This is a genomic window from Streptomyces sp. NPDC006516 (assembly GCF_040611875.1).
Taxonomy (GTDB): domain Bacteria; phylum Actinomycetota; class Actinomycetes; order Streptomycetales; family Streptomycetaceae; genus Streptomyces.
Window position 1 is genome coordinate 247,299 of the sequence record NZ_JBEXPD010000002.1, and the last position, 21,899, is coordinate 269,197.

At 72.5% G+C, this 21,899-nt stretch carries 18 protein-coding genes; 12 read left to right on the forward strand and 6 right to left on the reverse strand.

All coding sequences use genetic code 11. The features are described 5' to 3' along the window. Nucleotides 1-3: 3 nt before the first annotated feature. The 5 genes from ABZY45_RS07245 (at nt 4) to ABZY45_RS07265 (ending at nt 6,118) form a co-directional block, all read left to right on the forward strand. Nucleotides 4-1,992: a biotin carboxylase N-terminal domain-containing protein gene (locus tag ABZY45_RS07245; RefSeq protein ID WP_356737070.1), complete on the forward strand. Its 1,989-nt coding sequence runs from the start codon at nt 4-6 to the stop codon at nt 1,990-1,992. Beyond that, the gene (locus ABZY45_RS07250; protein WP_356737072.1) at nt 1,989-3,161 is read left to right on the forward strand and encodes an acyl-CoA dehydrogenase family protein; all 1,173 of its coding nucleotides are present in this window, start codon (nt 1,989-1,991) and stop codon (nt 3,159-3,161) included. Before ABZY45_RS07245 ends, ABZY45_RS07250 begins: the two co-directional genes overlap by 4 nt. Before the next feature lie 82 nt (nt 3,162-3,243). Beyond that, nucleotides 3,244-4,821 (forward strand): 4-coumarate--CoA ligase family protein, encoded by a 1,578-nt coding sequence (locus tag ABZY45_RS07255; protein WP_356737074.1) that lies wholly within the window; start codon nt 3,244-3,246, stop codon nt 4,819-4,821. Further along, a complete protein-coding gene (locus tag ABZY45_RS07260; protein ID WP_356737076.1) occupies nt 4,818-5,552 on the forward strand; it encodes an enoyl-CoA hydratase family protein in 735 nt (244 codons plus the stop codon). Before ABZY45_RS07255 ends, ABZY45_RS07260 begins: the two co-directional genes overlap by 4 nt. Further along, the gene (locus tag ABZY45_RS07265; protein WP_356737078.1) at nt 5,540-6,118 is read left to right on the forward strand and encodes a TetR/AcrR family transcriptional regulator; all 579 of its coding nucleotides are present in this window, start codon (nt 5,540-5,542) and stop codon (nt 6,116-6,118) included. Before ABZY45_RS07260 ends, ABZY45_RS07265 begins: the two co-directional genes overlap by 13 nt. 96 nt (nt 6,119-6,214) lie before the next feature. Here the strand turns inward: ABZY45_RS07265 and ABZY45_RS07270 are convergent, their stop codons facing one another. Next, on the reverse strand, nt 6,215-7,324 hold the full coding sequence (locus ABZY45_RS07270) for a citrate synthase 2 (protein ID WP_356737081.1): 1,110 nt from the start codon (nt 7,322-7,324) through the stop codon (nt 6,215-6,217). A 257-nt stretch (nt 7,325-7,581) separates the two neighbouring features. Here ABZY45_RS07270 and pdxH point away from each other — a divergent pair, with 257 nt between their 5' ends. Both pdxH and ABZY45_RS07280 read left to right on the forward strand, forming a co-directional pair. Continuing rightward, the gene (gene pdxH / locus ABZY45_RS07275; RefSeq protein ID WP_356738705.1) at nt 7,582-8,214 is read left to right on the forward strand and encodes a pyridoxamine 5'-phosphate oxidase; all 633 of its coding nucleotides are present in this window, start codon (nt 7,582-7,584) and stop codon (nt 8,212-8,214) included. Nucleotides 8,215-8,659: 445 nt separating this feature from the next. After that, nucleotides 8,660-10,048, forward strand: coding sequence for a PAS domain-containing protein (locus ABZY45_RS07280; RefSeq protein ID WP_356737083.1), 1,389 nt, complete (start codon nt 8,660-8,662; stop codon nt 10,046-10,048). A 57-nt stretch (nt 10,049-10,105) separates the two neighbouring features. Here the strand turns inward: ABZY45_RS07280 and ABZY45_RS07285 are convergent, their stop codons facing one another. Then, nucleotides 10,106-10,861, reverse strand: a complete 756-nt coding sequence (locus ABZY45_RS07285; protein WP_356737085.1) for an SIS domain-containing protein — start codon at nt 10,859-10,861, stop codon at nt 10,106-10,108. Nucleotides 10,862-11,069: 208 nt separating this feature from the next. Between ABZY45_RS07285 and ABZY45_RS07290 the strand changes: the two genes are divergently transcribed. Both ABZY45_RS07290 and ABZY45_RS07295 read left to right on the forward strand, forming a co-directional pair. After that, nucleotides 11,070-11,762 (forward strand): metal-dependent transcriptional regulator, encoded by a 693-nt coding sequence (locus ABZY45_RS07290; RefSeq protein ID WP_356737087.1) that lies wholly within the window; start codon nt 11,070-11,072, stop codon nt 11,760-11,762. A 701-nt stretch (nt 11,763-12,463) separates the two neighbouring features. Beyond that, the gene (locus ABZY45_RS07295; RefSeq protein ID WP_356737089.1) at nt 12,464-13,357 is read left to right on the forward strand and encodes an alpha/beta hydrolase; all 894 of its coding nucleotides are present in this window, start codon (nt 12,464-12,466) and stop codon (nt 13,355-13,357) included. Nucleotides 13,358-13,408: 51 nt separating this feature from the next. On the opposite strand, the gene ABZY45_RS07300 is transcribed toward ABZY45_RS07295, so the two are convergent. Genes ABZY45_RS07300 through ABZY45_RS07310 form a run of 3 tightly spaced genes read right to left on the reverse strand, consistent with a single transcriptional unit; the run spans nt 13,409 to nt 16,664 of the window. Further along, a complete protein-coding gene (locus tag ABZY45_RS07300; protein ID WP_356737091.1) occupies nt 13,409-15,055 on the reverse strand; it encodes a transporter in 1,647 nt (548 codons plus the stop codon). After that, nucleotides 15,052-15,939, reverse strand: a complete 888-nt coding sequence (locus ABZY45_RS07305) for an ABC transporter ATP-binding protein (protein WP_356737093.1) — start codon at nt 15,937-15,939, stop codon at nt 15,052-15,054. The genes ABZY45_RS07300 and ABZY45_RS07305 overlap by 4 nt, the downstream gene beginning before the upstream one ends. Nucleotides 15,940-15,977: 38 nt before the next feature. Further along, complete coding sequence (locus ABZY45_RS07310; protein ID WP_356738707.1) at nt 15,978-16,664, reverse strand: bifunctional DNA primase/polymerase; 687 nt, start codon at nt 16,662-16,664, stop codon at nt 15,978-15,980. Nucleotides 16,665-16,910: 246 nt separating this feature from the next. Between ABZY45_RS07310 and ABZY45_RS07315 the strand changes: the two genes are divergently transcribed. Next, nucleotides 16,911-18,293: a transcriptional regulator gene (locus tag ABZY45_RS07315; protein ID WP_356737095.1), complete on the forward strand. Its 1,383-nt coding sequence runs from the start codon at nt 16,911-16,913 to the stop codon at nt 18,291-18,293. A 158-nt stretch (nt 18,294-18,451) separates the two neighbouring features. After that, on the forward strand, nt 18,452-19,903 hold the full coding sequence (locus ABZY45_RS07320) for a hypothetical protein (protein ID WP_356737097.1): 1,452 nt from the start codon (nt 18,452-18,454) through the stop codon (nt 19,901-19,903). Between the two features lie 92 nt (nt 19,904-19,995). Here the strand turns inward: ABZY45_RS07320 and ABZY45_RS07325 are convergent, their stop codons facing one another. After that, entirely contained in the window at nt 19,996-21,264 is a 1,269-nt protein-coding gene (locus ABZY45_RS07325; protein ID WP_356738708.1) for an ABC transporter substrate-binding protein, read from the reverse strand. Nucleotides 21,265-21,438: 174 nt separating this feature from the next. On the opposite strand from ABZY45_RS07325, the gene ABZY45_RS07330 reads away from it, so the two are divergent. Then, entirely contained in the window at nt 21,439-21,885 is a 447-nt protein-coding gene (locus tag ABZY45_RS07330; RefSeq protein WP_356738710.1) for a hypothetical protein, read from the forward strand. Nucleotides 21,886-21,899 lie beyond the last annotated feature (14 nt).

A 21,899-nucleotide genomic window follows, 5' to 3' on the forward strand; every position in this document is an offset into this window, starting at 1 on the left:
CGGATGATCACCGCACTGCTTGTCGCCAACCGGGGCGAGATCGCCTGCCGGATCTTCCGCACCTGCCGGGAGCTGGGCGTCGCCACCGTCGCCGTGTACTCGGACGCCGACGCAGGTGCCCTGCACGTGAGGGAGGCCGACACCGCCGTCCGGCTGCCCGGCACCGCGGCGGCGGACACGTATCTGCGCGGCGACCTCGTCGTCGCGGCGGCGCTCGCCGCGGGAGCCGACGCCGTGCACCCCGGCTACGGCTTCCTCTCGGAGAACGCCGGTTTCGCCCGGGCCGTGCAGGACGCCGGGCTCGTCTGGGTCGGCCCCCCGCCGAAGGCCATCGAGCTGATGGCGTCCAAGACCCGGGCCAAGGAACTGATGGCCGCCGCCGACGTGCCGCTCCTCGCCCCCGTGGACCCCGGTGCCGCCACCGCCGGGGACCTCCCCCTGCTGCTGAAGGCGGCGGCGGGCGGTGGCGGACGCGGGATGCGGGTCGTACGGGAACTGGACGCGCTGACCGCTGAGTTGACGGCGGCCTCCGCCGAGGCCGCCTCCGCCTTCGGTGACGGCGAGGTCTTCGCCGAGCCGTACGTCGAGCGCGGCCGGCACGTCGAGGTCCAGGTCATGGCGGACGGCCGGGGGACGGTGTGGGCGCTCGGCACCCGCGACTGCTCGCTCCAGCGGCGCCACCAGAAGGTCATCGAGGAGGCCCCCGCGCCGGACCTCGACGACTCGCTGCGCGCACGGCTCCACGACGCGGCCGTCACCGCCGCCCAGGCGGTGGGCTACCGGGGCGCGGGGACCGTCGAGTTCCTCGTGTCGGCCGAAGGCCGCCCGTACTTCCTGGAGATGAACACCCGGCTCCAGGTCGAGCACCCCGTCACGGAGGCCGTGTCCGGCCTCGACCTCGTCGCACTGCAACTGCGCGTCGCGGAGGGCGAACCGCTGCCCGCCGTCCCGCCCCCCGGGCCCGGCGGGCACGCCGTCGAGGCCAGGCTGTACGCCGAGGACCCGGCCCGCGACTGGCAGCCGCAGACCGGAGCGCTGCACACGCTCGACGTGCCGGACGAGCCCGGCCTCCGCCTCGACACCGGCTACACGGGCGGCGACACGATCGGGGTGCACTACGACCCGATGCTCGCCAAGATCATCGCCCACGCCCCCACCCGCACCGAGGCGGTACGCCTGCTCGCCCGCACCCTCGAACGCGCGCGCATCCACGGACCGGTCACCAACCGGGAGTTGCTCGTACGATCCCTGCGCCACCCGGACTTCCTCGCGGGCCGCCTCGACACCGGGTTCTACGACCGGAACCTGGCCGCCCTGACCGCGACCGCCGCCCCCGGTGACGAGGAGGCCCGCCGCCTCGCCGCCACCGCCGCCGCACTCGCCTCGGCCGCCGGGACGGGCAGCGGCCCAGGCCCCGCCCGCTTCGGCGCCTGGCGCAACCTCGCCTCGCAGCCGCAGGTCAGGTGCTACCGCGCCGAACCCGACGGCACGGCGTACGAGATCGCCTACCGCACGGGCCGGGACGGCACCCCCGTCCCCGAAACAGGGGAACGGCCCCTCGCGGTGGGGCCCGGCGCCGTCACCCTCGAAACCGGCGGTGTGACCCGGCACTTCACGGTCGCCGTGCACGGCGACCGGGTGTACGTGGACACCGCGTCCGGCTCGTACGCCTTCACCGTTCTGCCCCGCTTCACCGACCCCGCCGAGCGCACCGCACCCGGCTCCCTGCTCGCTCCCATGCCGGGCACCGTCGTCCGTCTGGCCGACGGACTCGCGCCGGGTGCGGCCGTCGAGGCCGGGCAGCCGCTGATCTGGCTGGAGGCGATGAAGATGGAGCACCGCATCCTCGCGCCCGCCACCGGCACCCTCACCGCGCTCCACGCCGCCCCCGGACTCCAGGTCGAGGTCGGCGCACTGCTCGCCGTCGTACAGGACGCATCCGCGCAGGCGCCCGCGCCCGCATCCGCGCACCAGGAGGAGACGACCCCTTGAGCACCGTCCTCGAAACAGAAGAGCACCAGGCCCTGCGCGCCGCCGTCGCCGCCCTCGGCAAGCGCTTCGGCCGTGACTACAGCACCGATCTGGCCCGTAAGGGCGAGCACCCGCGCGAACTGTGGAGCGAGGCGGGCAAGCTCGGCTACCTCGGCGTCAACCTCCCCGAGGAGTACGGCGGCGGGGGCGGCGGCATGGCCGAGCTCTCCATCGTCCTGGAGGAGCTCGGGGCGGCCGGCAGCCCTCTCCTCATGCTGGTCGTCTCCCCGGCGATCTGCGGCACCGTCATCGCCCGCTTCGGCACCGAGGAGCAGAAGCGGGCCTGGCTCCCCGGGCTCTCCGACGGTTCCCTGACCATGTCGTTCGGCATCACCGAACCCGACGCGGGCTCCAACTCGCACCGCATCACCACCACGGCCCGCCGCGACGGCGAGGGAGGCTGGATCCTCAGCGGCCGCAAGGTCTTCATCTCCGGCGTCGACATCTCCGACGCCACGCTGATCGTCGGCCGCACCGAGGACGCGAAGTCCGGCCGGCTCAAGCCCTGCCTCTTCATCGTCCCCCGCGACGCGCCCGGCTTCACCCGTACCCGGATCGACATGGAACTGCACGCGGCCGAGAAGCAGTTCGAGCTGGTCCTCGACGACGTACGGCTGCCCGCCGGGGCGCTCGTCGGCGAGGACAGCGAGGACGCCGGCCTGCTCCAGCTCTTCGCGGGGCTGAACCCCGAGCGCATCATGGGTGCCGCCTTCTCCATCGGCATGGGCCGCTACGCCCTGGAACGAGCCGTGGACTACGCGAAGACCCGCACCGTCTGGAAGGGCGCCCCCATCGGCGCCCACCAGGCCATCGCCCACCCCCTCGCCCAGGCACACATCGAGCTCGAACTCGCCCGTCTGATGATGCAGAAGGCCGCCAGGCTCTACGACGAGGGCGACGACATCGGCGCGGGAGAGGCCGCCAACATGGCGAAGTACGCCGCCGCCGAAGCCTGCGTCAGGGCCGTCGACCAGGCCGTCCACACCCTCGGCGGCAACGGCCTCACCCGCGAGTACGGCCTCGCCTCCCTCGTGACGGCCGCGCGCGTCTCCCGCATCGCACCCGTGAGCCGGGAAATGATCCTGAACTACGTCTCCCACCAGACCCTGGGCCTGCCGAAGTCGTACTGACGTACCCGGCCCCGTCCCAGGTCTCCCCATCCGCCCCCGCAGGGGCGATTCTGGCTCTTCACCCGCGTCGAAGGGGACCGCCATGGTGTTCCACAGCGAGTACGCAGATGTCCCGGCCGTCGACACACCCATCCACGAAGCCGTCCTCGGGAACGCCGCGGACTTCGGTGACATCCCCGCCCTGATCGACGGGACCAACGGGATGACCGTCACCTACAGCCAGCTCGACACCTTCCACCGCCGCATCGCAGCCCACCTCGCCGAGGCCGGCCTGCGCAAGGGCGACGTCCTCGCCCTGCACAGCCCCAACACCGTCGCCTACCCGCCGGTCTTCTACGGGGCGACCCGTGCCGGAGCCACCGTCACCACCATCCACCCCCTGGCCACCCCCGAGGAGTTCGCCAAACAGCTCCAGGACTCGTCCGCCCGCTGGATCGTCACCGTCTCCCCGCTCCTGGACGTCGCCCGCCGCGCCGCCGAACTCGCGGGCGGCATCCAGGAGATCTACGTCTGCGACCAGGCGGAGGGCCACACCTCCGTACTCGACATGCTGGGCTCCACCGCCCCCGAACCCGAGATCACCTTCGACCCGGCCGAGGACATCGCCGTCCTCCCGTACTCCTCTGGGACCACCGGCACTCCCAAGGGCGTCATGCTCACCCACCGCAACATCGCCACCAACCTGGAGCAGCTGCGCCCCTTCGTCCCCCTGGGCGAGCGCGACCGCATCCTGGCGGTGCTGCCCTTCTTCCACATCTACGGGCTGACCGCTCTCATGAACGGGCCGTTGCGTTACGGCGCCACCGTCGTCGTCCTGCCCCGCTTCGATCTCGCCCAGTTCCTCGAAACGATCCAGGACCGGCGCATCGCGGGCCTGTACGTCGCCCCGCCCATCGTCCTGGCCCTCGCCAAGCACCCGCTCGTCGGCGAGTACGACCTGTCCTCGCTGGAGTACGTCCTCAGCGCCGCCGCCCCCCTGGACGCCGCACTCGCCGCCGCCTGCTCCGACCGGCTCGACGTGCCCGCGGTGCGGCAGGGCTACGGCATGACGGAACTCTCGCCCGGCTGCCACGTCGTACCCCTGGACGCGGAGAACCCGCCGCCCGGAACGGTCGGCAAGCTGCTGCCCGGCACCCAGATGCGGATCGTCTCGCTCACCGACCCCGGTATCGACGTCGGCACCGACACCCCCGGCGAGATCCTCATCCGCGGACCGCAGGTGATGAAGGGTTACCTCGGCCGGCCCGAGGCCACCGCCGCCATGATCGACGAGGACGGCTGGCTGCACACGGGGGACGTGGGCCGGGTCGACGAGGACGGCTGGCTGTACGTCGTCGACCGGGTCAAGGAGCTCATCAAGTACAAGGGCTACCAGGTCGCGCCCGCCGACCTGGAGGCGCTGCTGCTGACCCACCCGTCGATCGACGACGCCGCCGTCATCGGGGTGTACGACGCCGACGGCAACGAGGTGCCCAAGGCCTACCTGGTGCGCCGGCCCGGCGCGGAGGACCTCACGGAGGACGACGTCCTCACCTACGTCGCCGACCGGGTCTCCCCGTACAAGAAGGTCAGACAGGCCGAGTTCATCGAGGCCGTGCCCCGCGCGGTGTCCGGCAAGATCCTCCGACGCGAGCTGCGGGGCCGGGAGAAGCGGCCATGACCCTGGCACCCCCGACGAACGACCGGGGCATCACCACGCTCACCCTTGACTCCCCGGCCAACCGCAACGCGCTCTCCGCCCGGCTCGTGGGAGAGCTGACCGAGGCGCTGGCCGGCTGCGCGGACGACGACACCGTACGAGCCGTCGTCCTCACCCACACCGGGAACACCTTCTGCGCCGGTGCCGACCTCGGCGCACCACCCGAACCGGCGGCTTTCGTCGCCCTGATGCGCGCGATCGTCGCCCTGCCCAAGCCCGTCGTCGCCCAGGTGACCGGGCACGTCAGGGCCGGCGGGCTCGGGCTCCTGGCGGCCTGCGACATCTCCGTCGCGGGCCCCCGGTCCTCCTTCGCCCTCACCGAATCGCGCCTGGGCCTCGCCCCCGCCGTCATCTCCATGCCCCTGTTGCCGCGTCTCGACCCGCGCGCCGCCGCCCGCTACTACCTCACGGGGGAACGCTTCGACGCGGCGGAGGCCGCGCGGATCGGCCTGGTGAGCGTCGCCGCCGAGGAGGCGGACAAGGCGCTCGTGCCGATCCTGGACGGACTGCGCAGGGCCTCCCCTCAGGGGCTGGCGGCGTCGAAGGAGCTGGTCACGGCTACTGTGCTGGATAGTTTCAACCAGCACGCAGAAGACCTCATCGCCCGCTCAGCGGCGCTCTTCGCCTCCGACGACGCGCGGGAGGGGATGACGGCCTTCCTCGAACGACGGGAGCCCTCATGGGCGCTGTGACGTCCCCGAAGCAGGACAGGAGCCGCGCCACTCGGCAACGGCTCCTGGAATCCGCGGTGGCCTGCCTCGCCGTACACGGCTGGGCAGGCTCCACGGTCTCCGTCGTCGCCGAACACGCCGGGGTCTCACGCGGCGCCGCCCAGCACCACTTCCCCACCAGGGAGGACCTGTTCACCGGCGCCGTCGAATACGTCGCCGAGGAGCGCTCCGCCGCCCTGCGCGCCCTGCCCGTGCAGGGCCGCGCGGAGGTGATCGCGGCCCTGGTCGACCTCTACACGGGCCCGCTCTTCCGGGCCGCCCTCCAGCTCTGGGTCGCCGCATCGAACGAGGAGCAGCTCCGTCCCCGTGTCACCGAACTCGAAGCGCGCGTCGGCCGGGAGACCCACCGCATAGCCGTCGGACTCCTCGGCGCCGACGAATCCCGGCCAGGGGTCCGGGAGACGGTCCAGGGCCTCCTCGACATGGCCCGCGGCCTGGGCCTGGCCAACGTGCTGACCGACGACAGGGCGCGGCGGGAGAGGGTCGTCGCACAGTGGGCGGCCCTGCTGGACGAGGCCCTGGGCTGAGGCGTCCCACGGCTCACTGTGACGTCACGGACAGCGGATGGCCCGGTACGCCCGGTCCGGGTGTCCGTGACGTCACAGCGACCGGTCGCCGTTCCGTCAGTTGCCCAGGTCTGCCAGTTGGTCGTAGCCGGGGATCGAGCGGGGATCGCGCGTGCCCGGGCCGACGTACGTCGCCGAGGGGCGGACCAGGCGGCCCGTGCGCTTCTGCTCCAGGATGTGCGCCGACCAGCCCGCCGTACGGGCGCAGCTGAACATGGACGTGAACATGTGCGCCGGGACCTCCGCGAAGTCCAGGACGATCGCCGCCCAGAACTCGACGTTCGTCGCCAGGACCCGGTCGGGGCGCCGGGCGTGGAGCTCCTCCAGGGCGGCCTTCTCCAGGGCCTCCGCCACCTCGAAGCGCGGTGCGGCGAGCTCACGGGCCGTACGGCGCAGGACGCGGGCGCGGGGGTCCTCCGCGCGGTAGACGCGGTGGCCGAATCCCATCAGGCGCTCGCCCTTGTCCAGGGCCTGCTTGACGTACGCCGAGGCGTCGCCGGTCCGCTCGATCTCCTCGATCATGCCGAGGACCCGGGAGGGCGCCCCGCCGTGCAGGGGCCCCGACATCGCGCCGACCGCGCCGGAGAGGGCGGCCGAGACGTCGGCACCCGTGGACGCGATGACACGAGCGGTGAACGTCGAGGCGTTCATGCCGTGTTCGGCGGCCGAGGTCCAGTAGGCGTCCACCGCCTTGACGTGCTTCGGGTCCGGTTCACCGCGCCAGCGGATCATGAAGCGCTCGACGACGGACTCCGCCTTGTCGATCTCGCTCTGCGGCACCATCGGCAGGCCCTGGCCACGAGCCGACTGCGCGACGTACGACAGCGCCATCACGGCCGCCCGCGCCAGGTCGTTGCGCGCGGTCTCCTCGTCGATGTCCAGCAGTGGTTTCAGGCCCCACACGGGCGCGAGCATGGCGAGCGCGGACTGCACGTCCACACGGATGTCGCCAGAGTGAACCGGGATCGGGAACGGCTCGGCGGGCGGCAGACCGGGGTTGAACGCCCCGTCCACCAGCAGCCCCCAGACGTTTCCGAACGACACATGGCCGACGAGATCCTCGATGTCGACGCCGCGGTAACGGAGCGAGCCGCCTTCCTTGTCGGGCTCGGCGATCTCCGTCTCGAACGCGACGACTCCTTCAAGTCCGGGTACGAAGTCGGACATCGGGCGGCTCCCTCGACTCGGCGGCTGTGAGACGGCCACAAAGGCCTGTGCACGATACTGGCGGGTTACCACGACGCGGGGAAGGGTGACGTCCGGCACAGCCCGCACGGCTCGCGGACCGGCGATCGGGACCTCACCGCGGGGATTCCGGCCCGCTGCGGCAGGATGGCCCCGTGCCCACAGCCGATGCCACTCCGTCCTCCGCTTCCGCCTCCTCTCGCGTCCCGTCATCCGATTGCACCACCGATCCGGCCGCGATGCGCGAGCAGTACCGTTCCGAGGACTTCACCGAGAAGGATCTCGCCGCCGATCCCATGGACCAGTTCGCCCACTGGTTCCGCCAGGTCGCGGGGGGAGGCGCACTCCACGAGCCCAACGCGATGGTGGTCTCCACGGTCGACGCCGAGGGCCGCCCCTCCTCGCGCACGGTGCTGCTGAAGCACTACGACGACCGCGGATTCGTGTTCTTCACCAATTACGGCTCCCGCAAGGGCCGCGAGCTGGCCGGGAACCCGCACGTCTCGCTGCTCTTCCCCTGGCATCCCCTGGCCCGCCAGGTCATCGTCACCGGTACCGCGTCCCGCGTGGGCCGCGAGGAGACGGTCGCGTACTTCCGCACCCGTCCGCACGGCTCCCAGCTGGGTGCCTGGGCGAGCGACCAGTCGGCCGTCGTCGGCTCCCGGCAGGAACTGGTCGACCGCTACGAGGAGCTCGCGGCCCGCTACCCGGAGGGCGAGAAGGTCCCGGCGCCCCCGCAGTGGGGCGGTTTCCGCGTCGTACCGGACGCGATCGAGTTCTGGCAGGGCCGCGAGAACCGCCTGCACGACCGGTTGCGCTACGTCCGCGACAACCCGGCCGCCGACTGGCGGGTGGAGCGGCTCTGCCCGTGACCCGTCGGTCGGCGTGGGGTCCAGGGCGCCCCGGGTGGTGCGGGCACTGCGCCGGCCGGGGCGCGCATCGGCTGGAAGACGCAGAAACCCGCAGGCTCTGGTCCCTCCTTGCGGAGGAGCCGGCCGGACTTACCGGCGAGCCTGCGGGTCGGTGACTGCTTGGGTTTCGGCAGACAGCCTGCCGAGGTGCACGGTGTGCGACGACGGGCTGTCAGCCCGCAGCCACCTCACGAATCCGATAAGACTGCACTTTTCGGATCACCTCCTTTCAGCGTGTGCCCACAGCCTAGGAACGTCCCCACGGCCACACAAGCGAATTAACGGGACCCCCGGTGGACGCCGGATTTCCGGGAAGTGGCTGTGTGGTGGCTCACGTTCGAGTTCAATGGTCTGACGTGCGGCAATGCGGAACGCGAAGCGGAACACGCCCTGCGGGAGGTACGGAGTGAGTGCTTCCAGGAGCACCGGGACCACCGACGCGATCGGGCCCGACGAGGACCCGGAGCGGGAGCCCTCGGCGGCTGCGATTCCGGGCTCACGGCTGCTGGCCGCGTTGCTCGACGGGATGGACGCCGCGCTCTGTGCTTTCGACGCGCACGGCACCATCACCCACTGGAACCGTGAGGCCGAGCGGATCCTCGGCTGGACCGCCGCCGAGGCCGTGGGGCGGCGGGGCTTCGCCGGATGGGCCGTGCGCAGCGCGGACGCCGGCGACGTGCAGGAGCGGCTGCTCGCCGTCATGGACGCCCCCGGACGCCAGGTCCACGAGTTCGCGCTGCTGCGCAAGGACGGCGGGCGCGTCCTCGTGCGGACCCAGTCCTCGGGGGTCCGCGGCGAGGACGGGAAGGCCGCCGGGGTGTACTGCGCGTTCAGCGAGGTGCACGCCCAGATCGACCTGGAGCGGTCCATCGCGCTCAGCGAGGCCCTGTTCGAGGAGGCCTCCTGGGGTGTCGTCGCCGTCGACGTGGACCTGCGGCCGACCGTGGTCAACGGCTACGCGGCCCGCGCGCTCGGCGGCGGGCGCACCACGCTGCTGGGGCGCCCCCTGGGCGAGCTGATCGTGCAGGGGGTCGAGGAACTGGAGGGCGCGCTGCAGCACGTCCTCGCCGAGGGCGCGCCGCCCGCGCCCGCCGAGCTCTGGGTGACGCTGCGGACCGCCGAGGGCGACAAGCGGCGCTGCTGGCGCAGCGGGTTCCTGCGGCTGGCGTCGCCGCTGGCGGAGGAGCCCGTGCCGCTGGGGGTCGGCTGGCTGTTCCGTGACGTCACGGCGGCCAAGCTCGCGGAGCAGGACGCGGACCGGGTGCGCTTCCGCTCCAACCAGCTGCACCGGGCCTCTCGCCAGGCCGCGGAGTGCGAGGACCCGATGGAGGCGGCGACGACGTCGCTGGACTACGCGCTCGCGGGGTTCGCCGACCACGTGGTGGTGGACCTGCTGGTGGACCTGGCTTCCGGGGAGCGGCTCGTACGGGCGGCCGCGACGCCGTCCGACGCTCCTGGCCCGTGCCTGCCGGTCTCCGGCGGGTCGATCCCGGTGCGCTACGGCCCCGGCCACCCGGCCCTCCAGGCGGTGGAGCGCACGGGCTCCGTGCGTGCCGCCGCACCGGCGGGCGCGGGTGAGGCGTGGGCTGCGGAGCACCGGTGGCCGGGCGATTCGGTGCACGCGCTGTGCGTGGTGCTGCGGAGCCGGGGGCGGACGCTGGGCGTGGTGACGTTCCTGCGCGCGGCGAACCGCAGCGCGTTCGAACGGCCGGACGTGATGTACGCGGAGAGCGTGGCGGTCCGGGTCGCCTCGGCCGTCGACCTGGCCCGGCTGACAGCGGCCCCGGGGGTCTGACGATCCGGGAGCCCTGAGCGTCGTCCGGGAGCCGAGTGCCCCGTGGCCCGAGGGGCCTCAGTGCCGGTAGAAGACGCGGTCGCCGTACTCCCGCATCACACGGCCGTTCCACTCGTGGCCGCCGTCGACGTTGCCCGAGCGCAGCAGCGGCGGCTCGATGCCGCGCGCGACGAGCTCCTCGGCCGCGGCGGCCATCATGGCCTGCATCAGCGCGCTGGTGACGACCGTCGAAGCGGGCGCGAACGGCGCCGGGACCCCCTCCGCCGTCAGCTCCGCGTCCCCGATGGAGATCTTGCTGTCGAGCACGATGTCGCAGTGGTCCCGGAGAAAACCGCCCGAGGCGTGCCGGGACTTGGTGCCCTCCGTGTACGCGACCGAGGTGACCCCGACGACCGTCAGGCCGAGCGCCCGCGCGTTCTGCGCCATCTCCACGGGCAGCGCGTTGCGTCCGGACAGGGAGATGATCACGAGGAGGTCGCCCGCACGGGCGGGGCTGGAGTCGAGGACGGCACTCGCCAGGCCGTCCACCCGCTCCAGCGCGGAGCCGAGCGTCGCCGGCATGACGTCGACACCGACGGTGCCGGGCACGGCGAGCAGGTTCATCAGAGCGAGTCCGCCGGCCCGGTAGACGACGTCCTGGGCGGCGAGCGAGGAGTGCCCCGCCCCGAAGGCGAAGAGCCGGCCGCCCGCCGCGACGGTCTCGGCGATCGCGGCACCGGCTGCCGCGACGGAGCCGGACTCCTCGTCGCGCACCCGCTCCAGCAGGCCGATCGCTGCGTCGAAGAACTGACCGGCGAGCTTGCTGTCGCTCATCGAGGAGGCCTTTCCCGCGGAAGTGGGGGCCGTGCGGCGCCCGTGTCGCGGATCACGTTGCGGTCTGGACCAGTGGGCTGTCAATAGGCCCCGGAACCGGCCGGCAGCACAGGCATGCGACGGCGGGGCACGGTTGTCGGCGTGATGCGTCAGAATTGGTGCAGGGCCATCGCACGACGACTTCATGTCACAGCATCGAGGGGCACGTATGTCCGGACTGATCGATACGACGGAGATGTATCTCCGCACCATCCTCGAGCTCGAAGAGGAAGGCGTGGTCCCGATGCGCGCCCGGATCGCCGAACGGCTGGACCAGAGCGGTCCGACGGTCAGCCAGACGGTGGCGCGCATGGAGCGGGACGGGCTCGTCCAGGTGGCGGGGGACCGGCACCTGGAGCTCACGGACGAGGGGCGGCGCCTCGCGACGCGGGTGATGCGCAAGCACCGGCTCGCCGAGTGTCTGCTCGTCGACGTCATCGGCCTGGAGTGGGAGCAGGTCCACGCCGAGGCGTGTCGCTGGGAGCACGTGATGAGCGAGGCCGTGGAGCGGCGGGTGCTGGAGCTCCTGCGGCACCCGACGGAGTCTCCGTACGGCAACCCCATCCCGGGCCTGGAGGAGCTGGGCGAGCAGGCGGAGGCCGATCCGTTCCTGGACGAGGGCATGGTGAGCCTGGCCGAGCTGGACCCGGGCGCGGACGGCAAGACCGTGGTGGTGCGCCGGATCGGTGAGCCCATCCAGACCGACGCCCAGCTGATGTACACACTGCGGCGGGCGGGCGTGCAGCCCGGCTCGGTGGTCAGTGTGACCGAGTCGGCCGGTGGCGTGCTGGTCGGGTCCAGCGGCGAGGCGGCGGAGCTGGACTCCGACGTCGCGTCGCACGTCTTCGTCGCGAAGCGCTGACCTCGGCGCCGGGCGGCTCGGCGGCTCCCGCCGAGCGCTCGGCCGCCCCGCGCAGGCGCTGGAACAGCGCCGATGCGTACCCCGGTGCGCCGGGCGCATGTGCATGCGCCGGTGCGGATGCACGTGCAGTTCTGGGCAGGTAAGCCCGCTTTCTGTTTTCCGCCCGGAATCGCAGCGCCCGGGCGAAACGCGTGCCAGGCTGTGGCCAGGCATTGACCTGAGGGCGCCGGCACGTCGTGCCGCGCGGTCGGGGAGGGAGCAGGAAATGCGCCCGTCGCACTGGAATGTGCGCTGTGAGGGGGCTTCCGGGCTGTGTGACGCCCTGATGGCGACCCCGCGGGCCCGCCGGGCCGTCCCGGCGGCCGACCGGCCCGTCCTGCCGTTCCCGGGCGCTCCCGAGGTGGGCGGACCCGCACGTTCCGGAACAGGGGGCGGCCCCGGCGCCCGAAGGCGCCGGGGCCGGTCCTCCCCAGTGCTGACCCGGAGCCCCGAGCTCTCGAGGTCAGTCCCCGCGGACCCCTTGTCCCCGAGTGGTCCGCTTCCCGGAGAAGGTCTCCCCTGGGCTGCGGGCGTCAATCCTGAACCGCTGTCACTCAAACGTGGGATGTTGCGAGCCCGACGCCGGTTTTCGAATGAAGGTTCGATAGTCTGGCGCGCACGCAGCACACGGTGATCGAGGACCAGAAGGGGGTGCCAGACCTATGGTGCGGCGCGTTGATGTGACCGGGTCCGACGGCGTACGCCTCGCGGCCTGGGAGTTCGCCGATCAGCCCAAAGGGCGGCCGGATGCCGGGCAGGCCCCCGGGATCTTACTGCTGCACGGGCTGATGGGACGGTCCGCGCACTGGGCCTCCACCGCCCGCTGGCTGTCCGAACGCCACCGGCCGGTCGGCCTCGACCAACGGGGCCACGGCCGCAGCGAGAAGCCGGCCGACGGGCCGTACACCCGTGACGCCTACGTCGGTGACGCCGAGGCGGCGATCGAACAGCTCGGCCTCGCGCCCGTCACCCTCATCGGACACTCCATGGGCGCCCTCACCGCGTGGCAGCTCGCCGCGAAGCGGCCTGACCTCGTCAAGGCGCTGATCATCTGCGACATGCGGGCCTCCGCACTGGGCGGAGCCTCCCAGCGTGAGTGGGAGGACTGGTTCGACGCCTGGCCGCTGCCCTTCGCGACGCTCGCCGACGTGCGGAAGTGGTTCGGCGAGGACGACCCCTGGGTGGAGCGGCCCAACCCCTCGCGCGGGGAGTTCTTCGCCGAGGTGATGACCGAGACCCCCGACGGCTGGCGGCCCGTCTTCTCCCGGCAGCAGATGCTCACCTCCCGGGCCACCTGGGTCCACGACGCCCACTGGGAGGAGCTGGCGCAGGTGCGCTGCCCCACGCTGGTGCTGCGCGGCATCGAAGGCGAGCTGGGCAGGGCCGAGGCCCAGGAGATGGTCAGGGTCCTGCCGCGCGGGCAGTACGCGGAGGTGGCGGACGCCGGGCACCTCGTCCACTACGACCAGCCCGAGGGCTGGCGCGCGGCGGTGGAGCCGTTCCTGGAACAGCTCGCCGAGGACGTCAAGGACGACCGGGAACCCGTCAGCCCCTGACCCGGCCGTCCTGCTCGCGCCGCCCGGCCTCGTGCGCCGCGAGCCGGACCGTCAGCCCTTGCTCACCGCCGTGAGGATCTCCGGGAGGCGATCCGCCGTGCGGGGCGCGGCGAGCCGTACCCCCAGCCGGCCGATCAACGCCCCGTACACCGCACCCACCGGCAGCAGCACCCACAGCCAGTCCTGACGGTCCGTCACGTGCAGCCAGACCGTCGACGCGATCACGGGGGCACTGAGCACCGCCGCCGCGACCATCCCGCCGAAGAGGGAGATCCAGGCGAGTCCGGCCTGCCCCGGCACGACGTTCTTGAACGCTCCGTCCTGCGGGATCGAGTACGGGAACAGCGCCGAGGCCAGGGCGCCCGTCGCCAGCATCGCGCCGAGCAGTGCGAAGGACAGCCCCATGACGGCGGGCAACGCCTCCCACTCGCCGAGCAGCCCCGCCGTCAGCACCGTCACCAGGACCGTGTACGGCAGGGTGATCAGCAGCAACGCCAGCGCTCGTGCCCGCAGTTCGACGTAGGCGTCCCGGGCCGACGAGATTGACAGTGCCACCATCCAGAAAGCGGAGGTGTCCTGCCCGAACTGGTTGTACATCTGCATGCCGAGCATGCCGGCCGCGAAGCACGCGAAGTAGACCGACCCCGCGCCCTGCACCGCGTTGAGCACCGGCACGATCAGACCGATCGCGAGCGCCGTCACCCAGGACGCCTTGGTCTTCGGGTCGCGTACGACATAGCGCAGGCTGCGCCGCATCACCGTCCCCGTGCGCCCCTCGGGCAGCAGTCCGTACAGACCGGTACGGTCCGTGCCCGACCGCTCCCGGGACGGTTCCGCGGCGGCGATCGTCGAACCGTCGGGCGCCGTCATCAGCTTCACCAGGCTCCGCTGCCACAGCCACATCAGGACCCCCAGGGCGAGCAGGGAGATCAGCACCTGCCCCACGGCCGTCCCGTAGGCACCCTCGGACGCGGATCCCACCGCCCCGAGTGCCGATGCCGGCGGCAGCCAGCGCACCACGTCCGCGAACGGTTCCAGCGAGGACAGGCCGCCCGCACGGCTCAGGCTCTGCGCCCCGAGGTTGACGAACTGGATGCCCACCGCGATCACCAGCCCGCTGAGCACCGCGAGGTCGCGGCCCTTGCGCGAGGTCAGCAGCCGGATGTTCGCCGTGGCGACGGACCGCGCCAGCGCCACACAGACCAGCAGCGTCAGGGGTACGGCGACCACTCCGAACGCCGTCGCCACCGCGCCGTGCGCCACCGCGATCACCGAGCCCAGGGACAGGGCGAGGGTGAAGAGCGGCCCGATGCCGATCAGCGAGGCCACCAGCAGCGCCCCGATCAGCGGCCGTGGCCGCAGCGGCAGCATCACCAGCCGGCTCGGGTCCAGCGTCTCGTCGCCGCTCGGGAAGAACAGCGGCATCACCGCCCAGCCCAGCGCCAGCACCGCGCTCAGCAGCACCACCAGGGTGCCGGCCTGCGCATGGCCGCGCAGCGCCACCAGGCCGATCACCTGGCCGGCGGCGAGCAGGAGCGTGACCACGAGGGAGGCGACGTAGGCGGCCCGCCGCCCCGACGACTGGCGCAGACCGTTGCGCAGCAGCGTCAACTTGAGCCTTACGAAGACGGGGACGAGGCCCTGACCGCGTACGGCGGGGACCGCGGACCCGGCGGGGGCGGCGTCCAGGACGGTCATCGGGCACCGCCCAGCCAGTCGAGGGAGTCGCCGGCGGTGTCCCGGCCGCCCGCGCCGACCAGTTCGAGGAAGGCGTCCTGAAGGGAGGCGGCTTCGCCGCGTACCTCGGCGAGTGTGCCGTGGGCGCGGATCCGGCCCCCCGCCATGACGGCCACCCAGTCACAGAGGGACTCGACGAGCTCCATCACATGGCTGGAGAAGACCACCGTCGCGCCCGAGCGGGTGTAGCGCTCCAGCACCCCGCGGATGGTCTGGGCCGACACCGGGTCCACGCCCTCGAACGGTTCGTCGAGGAAGAGGACTTCGGGATTGTGCAGCAGTGCCGTCGCCAGACCGATCTTCTTGCGCATCCCCGTCGAGTAGTCGACGACCAGCTTGTGCTGCGCGCCGGCCAGATCGAGGACGTCGAGCAGCTGGGTGGCCCGCTTGTCCACCTCCGCGCCCGGCAGGCCGCGCAGCCGGCCGTTGTACGCCAGGAGTTCACGGCCGGAGAGCCGCTCGAAGAGCCGCAGGCCCTCCGGGAGCACCCCGATACGGGACTTCACCTCGACCGGATCGCGCCACACGTCGTGGCCGCCGATCTCGATCCGCCCCATGTCCGGCCTGAGCAGCCCGGTCACCATGGAGAGCGTGGTGGTCTTCCCCGCGCCGTTGGGGCCCACGAGACCGACGAACTTGCCCGCCGGCAGCTCCAGATCGATCCCGGCGACCGCGACCTGTTCCCCGAACCGCTTCCACAGCCCTTCCACCCGCACGGCCGCCGGTGAAGCCGGAGTCCCGCCCGCCGGGGGAGCCGTGACCCCGCCCGCCGGCGTTGCCGCTTCCGCCGACGGCACCGTGCCCGCCCCGTCCGTCCCGCCTGAGCTCTGCGCCTGGTCCGGCATGGCACTGCCTTTCGGTATCCCCACGTGTGGGGACCAGCCTACGAAAGGCGTGCGCGGGCGTCGGCCGCCTCCCTGGCACAGGCGTACGCGAGCGGGTTGATCAGCTCCTCCGCGTCCGGCAGCCACAGATTCACGCGGGAGGGGCGGCGGGCCCACTGCACGGCACCGCGCCCGCCCACCCGGGTCGGCGGGCCCGCGACGTAATGCCCCTCACCGCGCCCGACCAGGCCGACGGCCCTGGCGTCCCAGCCCAGTTGCTGGACGAGGGCCGGTGCCTTGGCGGCCGCACCCGGCAGGACGAAGAAGAGCGTCCGGCGGGCCGGGGTGCGGATCACCGGGCCCAGTGTGATGCCCATCCGCTCCATCCTGGCCATGGCCAGGAAGCCCGCGGACTCCGGCACGTCCAGGACGTCGAAGGTGCGGCCGGCCGGCAGGATGACGGAGGAACCCGGCTGCTGGGACCACATGCGGCGGGCCGTGGCCGCGTTGCCGGTCGCCTGGCCCGCCCAGTCCGGGCGGGTGGGGTGCGCCCCCGGTTCCGCGCAGCCGGCGTCGCCGCACGAGCAGCGTTCCGCACCGGCCACGGCTTCGAGCCAGGTGCCGGGAACCACGTCCCAGTGCCGTTCCTGGGCGTACCACGCAGCCGCTTCGAGCAGCTGTTCGCTCCGCTGCTGGGGGATCCGTGCGGCTTCCGTCACTCCGATGGGCTCTTCCACGCACCACACAACTCCGGTCACCACCAGGGGTTACGGGCGCGCGTGCGCTCATCCCGGCGGATCGATCCTGCATATGGGGCGCACGGATGCACGAGCGGGGGCGCGCGCGGGCAAGCGCACCGATGTGGGGGTAACCGTTCGCAGAACTGTGCCAACTCGCCACCGTCCGTACCCGATGCAGATGAATATGCGCATTTCTCGTGTCGTGCCGGGCAGTGATGCCTGACCGACATCACTGCGGTCCCAGGGGGAAATATGGCAGCCAGGCCTCTCGTCGCCCGTCAGCCGAACGAACGGCTCCAGACGCTCATCCAGGAGGCGGCGTGTTCCAACGCCGGTCTCGCACGCCGGGTCAACATGGTCGGCGCGGAACGGGGGCTGGACCTCCGCTACGACAAGACCTCCGTGGCCCGTTGGCTCCGTGGCCAGCAACCGCGCGGAAGGGCACCGGGAATCATCGCCGAGGCGATCGGACGCAAACTCGGGCGTACGGTCACGATCGACGAGATCGGCATGGCCAACGGCAAGAGCCTCGCCTCGGGCGTCGGCCTGCAGTTCGCGCCGACCGTCCTCGGGGCGATCGAGCAGGTCTGCGAGCTGTGGCGCAGCGACGTGGGCCGCCGCGACCTGCTGTCCGGGTCCGCGGTGGCCGCGTCCGCGCTGGTCGAGCCCAGCCGTGACTGGCTGATCACCGGTGCCGACCCGCAGGTGGCGCGGGCGGCCGGGAGCCGGGTCGGCATGCCGGACGTGGAGGCGGTGCGGGCGATGACGGCCGCGCTCGTCGACCTGGACCACCGCTTCGGCAGCGGGCACGTGCGGCCCGTGCTGGTGCACTACCTCAACAGCGTGGTGTCCGGGCTCCTTTCGGGGGCGTACCGCGAATCCGTCGGCCGTGAACTGTTCGGCGCGGTGGCCCGCCTCACCGAACTCGCCGGATACATGGCCGTCGACACCGGGCAGCCGGGACTGGCGCAGCGGTACTACATCCAGGCGCTGCGGCTGGCCCAGGCCGCCGGTGACCGGGCGTACGGCGGCTATGTGCTCGCCGCTTCGATGAGCCACCTCGCCGCGCAGCTCGGCAACCCCCGGGAGATCGCCCAGCTGGCGCGGGCGGCCCAGGAGGGCGCCCGGGGCCGGGTCACTCCACGCGCGGAGGCGATGTTCCACGCCGCCGAGGCGCGGGGTCACGCGCTGATGGGGGACGCCCGTACCTGCCAGGTGGCCGCGAGCCGGGCGCTGGCCGCCCTGGACCAGGCCGACCCGGACACCGGCGACGACCCGGCCTGGATCGCCCACTTCGACGCCGGCTACCTCGCGGACGAACTGGCGCACTGTCACCGTGACCTGGGCCAGGGCGAACCCGCCGCCCGGCGCGCGAAGGAGGCCCTGGCCGCGCTCCCGGAGTCCCGTACCCGGCGCCGGGGAATCGGCCTGGTACTGCTGGCCTCGGCCCAGGTGCAGCAGCGCGAGGTGGAGCAGGCCTGCCACACGGGGCTTCGGGCGATGGAACTCCTGGGCACGGTGCGCTCCAGCCGGGGCGCGGAGTATCTGGACGACCTCCAGCAGCGGCTGGAGCCGTACGGGAACGAGCCCGCGGTACGGGAGTTCGGCGCCAGGCTGGAGCTCCAGGCCGCCTGACCGGGGGCTTCGGCGGGGCGACCGTCGTCGTCGCCGTGGGAGTGCCGGCGTCACCGCTGTGTGGAGGGGTGGTGAGGGGCCTTGGGCGCTTGGCACCGCGCGCGGGCCACCCGGTAGCGTGAGCCGACGATTCCATAGGTTGACACGTAGGAGTCCCGGTGACGCAGAGCGGACAGGGTGACGAGCGGCAGCTTCCCGCCGTACGGCCCGCGCACGAAGGTGTCGTGCTGCCCGCGGAGGGCGGCGCCCCCTGGCCCGTGGGCGGGCAGCCGGACCAGGCCGTGCCCGCGGGCGGGCAGCCGTGGGGCCAGCCGTGGGGGCCGCAGGCCACGCAGGACGGCCAGGCGCCGGGGCAGCTGCCACCGGAGCAGCACCAGCCGGGCGCCTACGCCCCGCAGCACGGGCAGTACCAGCCCCCCCAGCAGCCGTACGCCCCGCCGCAGGAGCCGTACCAGCGGGACGCGTACCAGCAGGACCCGTATCAGCAGCAGCCCTACGCCCAGCCCCTGCCGCCCGAGGCCGCCCCCGGCACCGGCCACGCCGCGGGCCATGGCGGGGACGCGGACGCCACGCAGTACATCGCGCCGGTGTCCGGCGGCCCCCTGCCCGGAGGGCTGCCGCCCGAGCGCCAGGCCGATTCCACTCAGTACCTGGGGCAGTCCGCCGCACCCGGGCAGCCCTCCGACGGTGACGCGACCCAGTACATACCCCCGGTGCCCGGTGGCGCTCCGTACGGCATCCGGCCGGGGGCCCCGGGCGACCGGCAGCCGCCCGCGGAGTTCGACAGTCTCTTCCGCAGCGAGGAGCCCGCGGGCGCCACGCAGCAGATGCCCCACTTCACCCAGGGCCACCAGCAGCCTCAGCGGCCCCACCAGGCGCAGCAGCAGCCGCAGGGCGCCCCGCCGTACCAGTCCGGTCCGCAGAACCTCGCCGGCGCGCACGGCGGCGGCGAGCCGGACCAGGACCGCGGCGCCCCGCGCAGACGGTCCCCGCACATCCCGCTGATCGCGGCGGTGGTCATCGGCTGCGCCGTCATCGGTCTCGGCGCGGGCGCGCTGATGAGCGGCGGCGAGGACAGCCCTTCGGACGACAAGCAGCCTGTGGCCTCGCAGAGTTCCTCGGCGCCGGGTTCCGCCGAACCGGCGGCGGACCCGGCGAAGCCGCAGGCGGAGGCTCTGGACAAGCTCCTCGCCGACAGCAACAACAGCCGTGCGGCCGTGATCAGCGCCGTCGAGAAGATCAAGGACTGCCGGGCGCTCGACCAGGCGGCGACCGATCTGACGGGTGCGGCCACGCAGCGCCGCAGCCTCGTCACCCGGCTGGAGACGCTGAGCCTCGACCAGCTCCCCGCCCACGCCGAGCTGAAGGACTCGCTCACGAAGGCCTGGCAGGCATCCGCGGAGGCCGACGAGCACTACGCCGCGTGGGCCGGGCAGGCCAAGAACGACAAGAAGGTCTGCAAGGGCGGCACCGCCCGGTCGACGGGCGAGACGGCCAAGGCCGAGAAGTCCAGCAGCGATGCCACCATCGAGAAGCGCAAGGCCTCGGGGCTGTGGAACACCCTCGCGCGGAAGTACGAGCTGACGGAGCGGGCGCCCACGCAGCTCTGACGCGACCGGGCGGGCCCTCGCGCAGCTCGACGCGACGGCCTCCGGCCCCCCGTGTCCGGGGAGACCGGAGGCCGTCGTGGGGCCTCGGGGCGTCAGCTGTGCGGATCGGCGCCCACGAGGGTCTGCGTGACGTCCACGAAACCCTTCTTCGCGGAGGTGAGACGGCCCTCGCGGACCACCTGGAACGTCACCCGCGCATTGACGATCCGCCCGTAGGGCGACGTGCCGACCATGTCCTGGAAGCGCCACCGCAGGACGGGCGTGAGACCGCCGGTGTCCACCTCGGTGCCCCGGTTGAGGCTGACCGAGATGCCGCCCGCCGTGATCGAGGACTCGTCCATCGCCTCGACGACCGCCTTGAGGACGGTGTAGGCGATCCACGTCGTCTGCACGCCCGGGTCCTCGGGATCGATCCGGTTGTCCCCGAAGGCGTACTTGTCGATCACCTGTCGCATCTCGTCCCAGCCGGCGTCCCCCGAGTCCGGGTACCAGCCGGTCACCAGGGCCCCCTCGAAGGGGCTGTTCGGGCCGCCGGAGCGGTTGATGAGGCTCTGGCCGACACTGCCCAGCACCGACGAGATCCGCACCTCGCTGCCCTGCGGCTCCAGCCGGCGGAAGGAGTCGAAGAACGTCCCCGTGCCCTCCCCGAGCACCGCGGTCACGCAGCCGTCACCCGCCTGATCGAGGGCCTTGGCCGCCTGGGAGTCGTACGACGTGGCCTCCTCGGGCGCGCTGATGTCGTAGGCCCCCGGGCGGTCTCTCCGGCTGAGGCTCGTGTCGAGCAGCCCGGGCATGGTGTCGCCGACCAGGGTGTCGGGCCGCACGAGCGACACCTGCTCGCAACTGGCCGCCAGTTGCTCCCCGTTGCCCGCGACGAGCGCGGGCTGCCCGCCGTTGACGGGGTAGGACAGATAACTGGTGAACTCGTCGGCGGAGGCGCCGTACCCGCCGATGTAGGGGATGCCCGCGGCCTCCAGCGGGGCCAGGAACGCCCGGCCGTGCCTGCTGTACGAGCCGATGACCGCCGCCACGTCCTTGTCGGCCGCCCGGCGTGCGCACTTCGAGGCCCCGGCGGCGGTGTCCTGCTCGTTGCAGGTGAGCACCCGCAGTTCGTGGCCGTCGATCCCGCCCTGCTCGTTGATCCAGCGGGCGTACGTCCGCGCCATGGCCGGCATGCCCGCCATGTTCACCGCGTCGGCTCCGGCGGTGTCCGGGGCCCAGGTCATCACGGTGACGGGATGCCTGGAGCCCCCCGACGCCCCGGGGAGGACACCACAGCCGGATACGAGCAGTGCGCCGGCCGCCGCAGTTGTGAGGAGTCTGTGGGGGCGGGAGGAGGTGAGGCGTCGCCATCCGGTCATGGTCATGAACTTTTGCGTCCCACGGGTAACGCAGCAGTGTGCCGTGGTCAACGCTCGGTGACGTGAAGGTGAATTACGGGGGGCTGCTCGCGGCCTCCGGAGGGGAACGTACGATCGACAACCGTGCAGCAAGGTTCGGAGAACACTTCCCGTCGCGGCCGTCGCTCCTCCACCATGGGCGGCATGCCGCTCAACGACATGCCGTGGTGGCGCTGGCGCAGCAACGTGCGCTCGGCGCTGCACATGCTCTCCGACCCCGTCTTCCACCACGAGTGCTGGCTCGCCGGCCTGGAGGGGTACGGCGACGTCACCGACGCCGTGTACCGCCTGGTCGAGGACACCTGGCTCGACAACTGGTCCGCCGAGAAGTACGTGGGCACGATCTTCCGTGACTCCGCGGAGGCCGCCCTCGTGGACGTCGCCGCCCTGCGGGTGCTGCGCATCATGCACCAGATAGGCGCGGACGCCCCGGTCTCCGCGTATCTGGAGCACCCGGGCTGGAACGAGGCGGTCATGGCCGCCCGCGAGGCCCATGTGATGCTCGCCACCAACGACGGTGAGGACCCCGACACCCCGCCCCGGTCTCTGGACGTGCTCCGCATCATGACCAGATCGGCGTGACCGGCGGGCGGTGT